Source organism: Streptosporangium amethystogenes (assembly GCF_000721075.1).
In the GTDB taxonomy this organism is placed as follows: Bacteria; Actinomycetota; Actinomycetes; order Streptosporangiales; family Streptosporangiaceae; genus Streptosporangium; species Streptosporangium amethystogenes.
Genome location: NZ_JOEQ01000163.1, coordinates 1 through 399 on the forward strand (window position 1 = coordinate 1; position 399 = coordinate 399).

A 399-nucleotide genomic window follows, 5' to 3' on the forward strand; every position below is an offset into this window, starting at 1 on the left:
GATACGGCGACCACCGAGATCTACACGTAAGGAGTCGTCGGCAGCGTCAGATGTGTATAAGAGACAGACCTCAAACACCGCCCGAACCGAAACCTCCACCCCCAGCACCGACCGCACCCGGCCCACCAACCGCATCGCCAGCAACGAATCCCCACCCAACGCGAAAAACGAATCCCCCACCCCCACCGCGTCCATCCCCAGCACCTCCGCGAACACCCCACACAAAATCTCCTCCACCACCGACCGCGCCCCCCGACCCGACTCCGAAACCACCCCGGGAGCCGGCAACGCCGCCCGATCCAACTTCCCGTTCCCCGTCAACGGCAACACCCCCAACACCACCACCGCCGACGGCACCATGAACTCCGGCAACACCTCCCCCGCGAACCGCCGCAACTC

Annotated in this window: 1 protein-coding gene; it reads right to left on the reverse strand. The window is 65.4% G+C overall.

Features of this window, described 5'->3' with window-relative positions; genetic code table 11:
- On the reverse strand, positions 1 to 399 hold a 399-nt coding region (locus tag IG98_RS46270), incomplete at both ends, for a phosphopantetheine-binding protein (RefSeq protein WP_157594914.1).